This window comes from Pedobacter hartonius, from assembly GCF_900107535.1.
In the GTDB taxonomy this organism is placed as follows: domain Bacteria; phylum Bacteroidota; class Bacteroidia; order Sphingobacteriales; family Sphingobacteriaceae; genus Pedobacter; species Pedobacter hartonius.
The window spans coordinates 1-5,702 of record NZ_FNRA01000031.1; the positions used below are offsets into that span (position 1 = coordinate 1).

A 5,702-nucleotide genomic window follows, 5' to 3' on the forward strand; every position below is an offset into this window, starting at 1 on the left:
CACTGGGATATTTGTCCCCGGAGGAATTTGGTAAAAACTTAAATAAAGAAAATATTGCAGCTTAACTGAATGTCCATTTTATTGTTGCAATTCCACTCCAATAGGTTATGAAGTTTAGCTTCGATAATGCCTTTGCCCCTTGGTGGGGTGTAAAACACTGTACCTGCGTTTGGTCCGCTCCCGCCTTCTTTGATATAGACTTGTGCGATTGGATTTCTTATTCCGTCACTGAACTGGCTTACAGTTCTATACATTTTTATAAAATAGTTCTCATCAAAAGTATGCTGCTTAAGATGATCATACCCTATCCATAATGCTTTTCTATAATTTAATATCTCTTTTGTCGGCCCTTGCGGTTCGCTAGCAGGATTTTCGCTATAGGCTTTATACAACTCATCGTCTGTTGTAAAAATATTTTCTATAGCACTTGACGCTTTCGCTTCTTGTAAACTTATTGAATTAATTAGCATGGCTTGATTTGGGATTGCAATACTTCGCCCCTGTAATCTTGCCAAAGCAGCCTTAGAATCCCCAAGCTGTTTGTAAATATCTATATCCTCATATAGTATCTTGTCGATTGGCAACTCAGGAAGATCATTCCATGGTTTAGTTCTATCAGGATTTATTACATAAGTCATATACAAATATACAAACTAAGCTGGCCTTAAAAAACCTATTTTTTAAGGCCAGCTTAGTTTTTGACCTTAAAGTATTATGGAATAAATGAGCTAACCTTAAAATGCTATACATTTTAAGGTTAGCTCATTTATTGACCTTAAAACAGTGAGTATGGATACTACTTGGCTTTATTGTTGCCGAAGTTATTAACCTCTTTCGTACCGGCAACCCTTTTTATATTAAATAAATATATTATACTCTTTCTGATTTGTTCATATTTTCGACAAAAATGAACACATATTAAATTTGTGTCCATCCCTTCAATTGAATCTATTCACTTTTATGATTTAAGTGAACACGTGATGTAAAAGTTGATAACTCCCAAATCTTCTGTAATTTAAAAGAAATTTACCCGATTTGATTAATGGATATTATTTTATCCAAAAATAGCGAATATGGATAAAATAATATCCATTTGTGACTAATGTAAATGATCAAATCGCACCCGACTAGCTGTACTATTTGGTTAAGAAATGATCTCCAAAGTTTTAAGAAATAAAAAGCTCAGTAGTTTTGAGTACTACCGAGCTTTAGTGGCCGCGAAGATTCTGATTTCAAACTATTTTGTGGAAGATTTGCAGATGGTAATTGAGGTTTTAGGGTGTGAAGGGGGATTTTGAAATGTTGGTGAAACGGATTTCAAACTTTTCGAACAATCTATTAAAGATGTGAATCTTGTTATTTCCAAAGATCCTCCTTAGTCCAGTTCCCGGGAAATCCCATTGCTTTGACGTCAATATTAGGATATGCCTCTAACAAAGCCACAAATCGCTTAACAAAGCTATTTTTTGGATTGATCGTTTGCAAAAGATACAGGAGTATCGACAACATGAAGTAGGTTCTCTTATTAGAAACGTCTTGATTTAGCAACCAGGGTTTCGATGTTTTATGAGGTATGACCGGCGAAATATTAAGATTATTATTCCACAATCTTGAATGATGAGCACACATATTTCTGAGGTATACTATACTATGCATCCACGATTGGAGTACAGTATCGTTTAATCCAAAATGGTTTGCAACTTGTCGTTTCGGCCTACCAGGTATTAGGTTACTGTATAGGCTAGAAACCGTTCCAAAAGAGCTAATTTCAAGTAGAATCCAACTTGGTGGTAATGGATTGTCATATTTATTCTTAAAATTAACAATAAATTCTTCCTTGCTTCTTGAATATTCACTTTCTAAATTAGCCAAAGTCTTTTCATATGCAGGAAAGCTTTTGAATAATTTCGGATCTGCATGCCAAAAAGGGTCATAATCATGAGACAAAACATACATCATTTTGGATCGTATAGAAATTTCTATCTTTTCTAATTCCCTAATTACCATAACTCTTAGGGCTCGATCAAATGAGTACATTTCGAATGCGTTATTAAAATGAGCATCCTCCTTAAATATATGCGCTTTCTTGTCAGCCAGTAAAGGATACCAATACCCACTAAGTCGGTAGTAACTGATACTCTCTAACAAATGAATGGCTCTTTCAACATTGTCAATGACTAATCCCCGATTGGAAAGTTGCTCTATCTGTTCTTGATATGTTAAGGCAGGTTTATTAAAAGAAACTTTTGACATTTGGCTAAAAAAAAAGCTTACCCTGAGCGCGCTGTTCTAAAGGGAAGCGGGGTAAGCATGTTGATACAAAGGTAATTAAAATAAATTAATAACCAAATTAAATACAATAATTTCCTTAAGAGAAATACGGCTCTGCTTTTTAGCTTTCGTCGAGAGTTATAAGATTTTTGCCTGCTGCTAATTAACAATTCTATGATTTTCTAAAACCGACGCAATCCAAAAATAAAAAAGTTCGGTAGTACTTAAGTACTATCGAACTTTTGTGGCCGCAAAGATTCCAATTTCAAACTATTTCGTGGATGATTTGCAGATGGTAATTGAGGTTTTGGGGCGTGAAGGGGGATTTTGAAATGTTGGTGAAACGGATTTCAAACTTTAGCCCAATAATAACTAAGGCAGAGAAATAAAAATCCCCACTATTTGCATAGCAGGGATATATTTTTGATTGTATCAACAAATACCCTTAGTAGGGATGAGTTACCACGAAAAGCTGAATTCTTCTAAAGATTTAATATCACTGAAGTTCAGTACCTTATAATTTTTATTGACTGCTTTTCTTTGAGTTTGCGTAGTAGATACAGCTGTAAGCATTAATAGTATATCATTTGAAGCATTCTTAAACGAGATATCTAATACTTCTTCGCCTGTATGTAAATCTTTATGAAATTGATCTGCAAAAGATCTAGACATAAAAATAGTATCTGTGAAATCTATTTCAATTTTTGAATTACACTTACTCTCTTCTTTAATAACTTTGACTAACCTTGTCGCAGCTTCCCGAGAGTCTAATGTAGAAGGCAAAATTTCAGCTACTTTGATTTCTGACGTAATCATAGTTGTGTTCCTTTCTTTTTAATTTGCAAAGATAAATAAATATAAATAATTTTTTACACAATCCTAGCCCTAATGGATAAAATCATAGGCACTAAATCCTGCTGGTGCAATCACCGGAATCCTCAAGCATAAATACATTCCTTGCCAATGAATTGTTTCGGGCATTTGAACTATATCATTGATTTCTGATGTATGAATATTAAAAACAGAACCTGACAAAATAAAGTATTTCCCATTTAAACCTTTTGTTAATAGATCTTTAGAAGAACTGATCCCAAATCCTCTATCTACATTCTGGCTCTTTGTTGATTTACCTGCTACCGCCGCTTCCATAGCTAGTTTATCATCGGTAACTTCTGCTTTTAATTTATCAAATGAGGCATAAGTATCCAAGAAAGTCCGCCCCACATCTGCAATAACGATATCAACATATCCCTTTGACTTGTAATATTGTGCAAATAAATAGCCTTTGTCCGATTTCGAGTGATGTAATACATTGTTTACTGCTTCATCTACCAGATACATCATAGGCGTAATCATGTTATGAGGCAGATTACATATTCTTATCAACAATCTATTTATGCCACTTAAAAAAGCATCTCGGATTTTAGAGATCTCCTCACTCTCGCCAGCAGGAAATGCTATTATTGGAATATATGTTTTGCCATTATAAGAATTCATGAGGTCAGTGAAATTACCATTGAAGGTAAGAGGGTCAATTCCATTTGGAAATTCAATGAGTGACATGTACTCTCTTAAATAAGGACTTCTGAAAGTATTTGAGATTTGAATATCATACCCCCTTTGGGTAAACTGATCTACAATTAATGTCAGAGACATCAAAAAAAAGGGATTTGTAAATTTGACACTCTCGTAATTGAGTATTATTTTTTGATTTGGATCTAAAGCCGTGATTTGACTAATCAAATTCAAAACCTTTTGTATCGGGTCACCAAAATTGTCTGATATTCTTTCTGGTAATACAATTGTCTTCATAATAAAACCTATAAAGCAAAAGACACGCCCTGGTACGCTGTTCTTATGGGTAGCGCGGCGTGTACTGTTATTCAAATATGCGAATTTTCAGGCAGAAATAAAAAATAGGGAAATAAAATTAATTCACACTCCATTTTTGACGAATTATGATAATAATTAAATTGAGTAGCTAAGGTTATAAAGCCCGAAATAAAAAAGCTCAGTAGTACTTAAGTACTACCGAGCTTTCGTGGCCGCAAAGATTCCAATTTCAAACTATTTCGTGGATGATTTGCAGATGGTAATTGAGGTTTTGGGGCGTGAAGGGGGATTTTGAAATGGTGGTGAAACGGATTTCAAACTACATGGCCTTAAACGTTATCATAGTAAAAACCAGGTGCTGAACCAAGGATATGTTTCTCGATAAATGCGATTCCTTCTGCTGTAAGCTCGCCAACTTTTTCAAAAGGCTGCCAGTCAAGCTTTTTAAAAAGTGGCTGTGAAACTACCAAACTATTGTCATAGACAACTTTGTGACCTTTTCCAAACGAGTCTGTTTTCTTGAGGTAACTCTCCTCAAGAGGAAGATTATCAAACTTTTTTGAGTGAGTAATCATTGCTCCTACAAAATAATGTTTATCATATGGCTTCATAAACACCATATAATGAGCAGTTCTACCACTTTTGTTCAAATTATTATTACTCCAAAGGATATCTCCTTTATTCGCCTCAATGTTCGGATTATTCATGAGATTAAATGATTAGTTACCATAATAAGAAAAAGAAGTGTCCTATCTAAGAAATTAAATTACCGGCACCTTTAAAATAATTTGATCTAAATATGAAGTCATGCTCTCTGCAAATACAGAACTATTGTTCTCAAATTATTACTCATACTACGCATCAGCTTCAATGTTTAGATATCCAGGGCATCGTGAATTTGGACACGCAAATACGCCCTCCTATCCATTTTATATTGCAGCTTTTCCTGTGTATCCAAGCCTTCTCTAACCATGCTCGCCAGGTTTCTTACCAAAAATGGTATATCATCAGGCTCATAATCTAGCAATAATAGTTGTTCCTTTAAAGTAAGAGAAACTGCACTGATCGCAAAACTAATCTGAGGTACAAGCCTTAATATAAAATTCCTTGCCTTTGTCAAAAAAACATCAGAAGTTCCAGGTATCAAATTATTGACTGTCTGGTAATTCTCTCCTGCAACATAAGCTATTAAAATCGGCTTAATTGCTGTGATGTTTTCAGCAAGTTCGCTTAATTTGTATGTCGTAACCTTTAGCCCTAATACTCTTGCGAGCTGTGCCTGCGCCGCTAACCCAGGAAACATTTCCACAATCCGGAGTTCATTATCTTTTAACCAATCTAGAAACCACCCTATCCATTCCGCCACCGAAAATTCAAACAATAGTTCTATTTTTTCATCTGCAAGACTTTTACCAAGTTGCTCGATTATGCTCGGATCAATCCCTGTCTTCAAACTAACTACTTCAACCCAAGAATCATAAATTAAATCTAGTCCCAGATTGTTGTCTATAACGGTGATACTGGGCCAGCGAAAACGGATGATAGCGGGCCAGTCATTACGATAATCAGTGGGCCACTTTTCAATACAATTATAAGGG

6 protein-coding genes are annotated in these 5,702 nt (G+C 34.9%); all 6 read right to left on the reverse strand.

The genetic code is table 11. The features are described from left to right. Positions 1 to 38 precede the first annotated feature (38 nt). Entirely contained in the window at positions 39 to 638 is a 600-nt protein-coding gene (locus BLW16_RS22715) for a Fic/DOC family N-terminal domain-containing protein (RefSeq protein WP_090560175.1), read from the reverse strand. A gap of 718 nt (positions 639 to 1,356) precedes the next feature. After that, positions 1,357 to 2,253, reverse strand: coding sequence for an Abi family protein (locus tag BLW16_RS22720; RefSeq protein ID WP_090560176.1), 897 nt, complete (start codon positions 2,251 to 2,253; stop codon positions 1,357 to 1,359). 477 nt (positions 2,254 to 2,730) lie between these two features. Beyond that, on the reverse strand, positions 2,731 to 3,087 hold the full coding sequence (locus tag BLW16_RS22725) for a hypothetical protein (RefSeq protein WP_090560177.1): 357 nt from the start codon (positions 3,085 to 3,087) through the stop codon (positions 2,731 to 2,733). A gap of 69 nt (positions 3,088 to 3,156) precedes the next feature. Then, complete coding sequence (locus tag BLW16_RS22730) at positions 3,157 to 4,083, reverse strand: hypothetical protein (RefSeq protein WP_090560178.1); 927 nt, start codon at positions 4,081 to 4,083, stop codon at positions 3,157 to 3,159. A gap of 350 nt (positions 4,084 to 4,433) precedes the next feature. Beyond that, positions 4,434 to 4,811 carry a hypothetical protein gene (locus BLW16_RS22735; protein ID WP_090560179.1) on the reverse strand — a complete coding sequence of 126 codons (378 nt, stop codon included), beginning with the start codon at positions 4,809 to 4,811 and terminating at the stop codon, positions 4,434 to 4,436. Between the two features lie 167 nt (positions 4,812 to 4,978). Next, on the reverse strand, positions 4,979 to 5,702 hold a 724-nt coding region (locus tag BLW16_RS23410), incomplete at its 5' end, for a hypothetical protein (protein ID WP_175470690.1).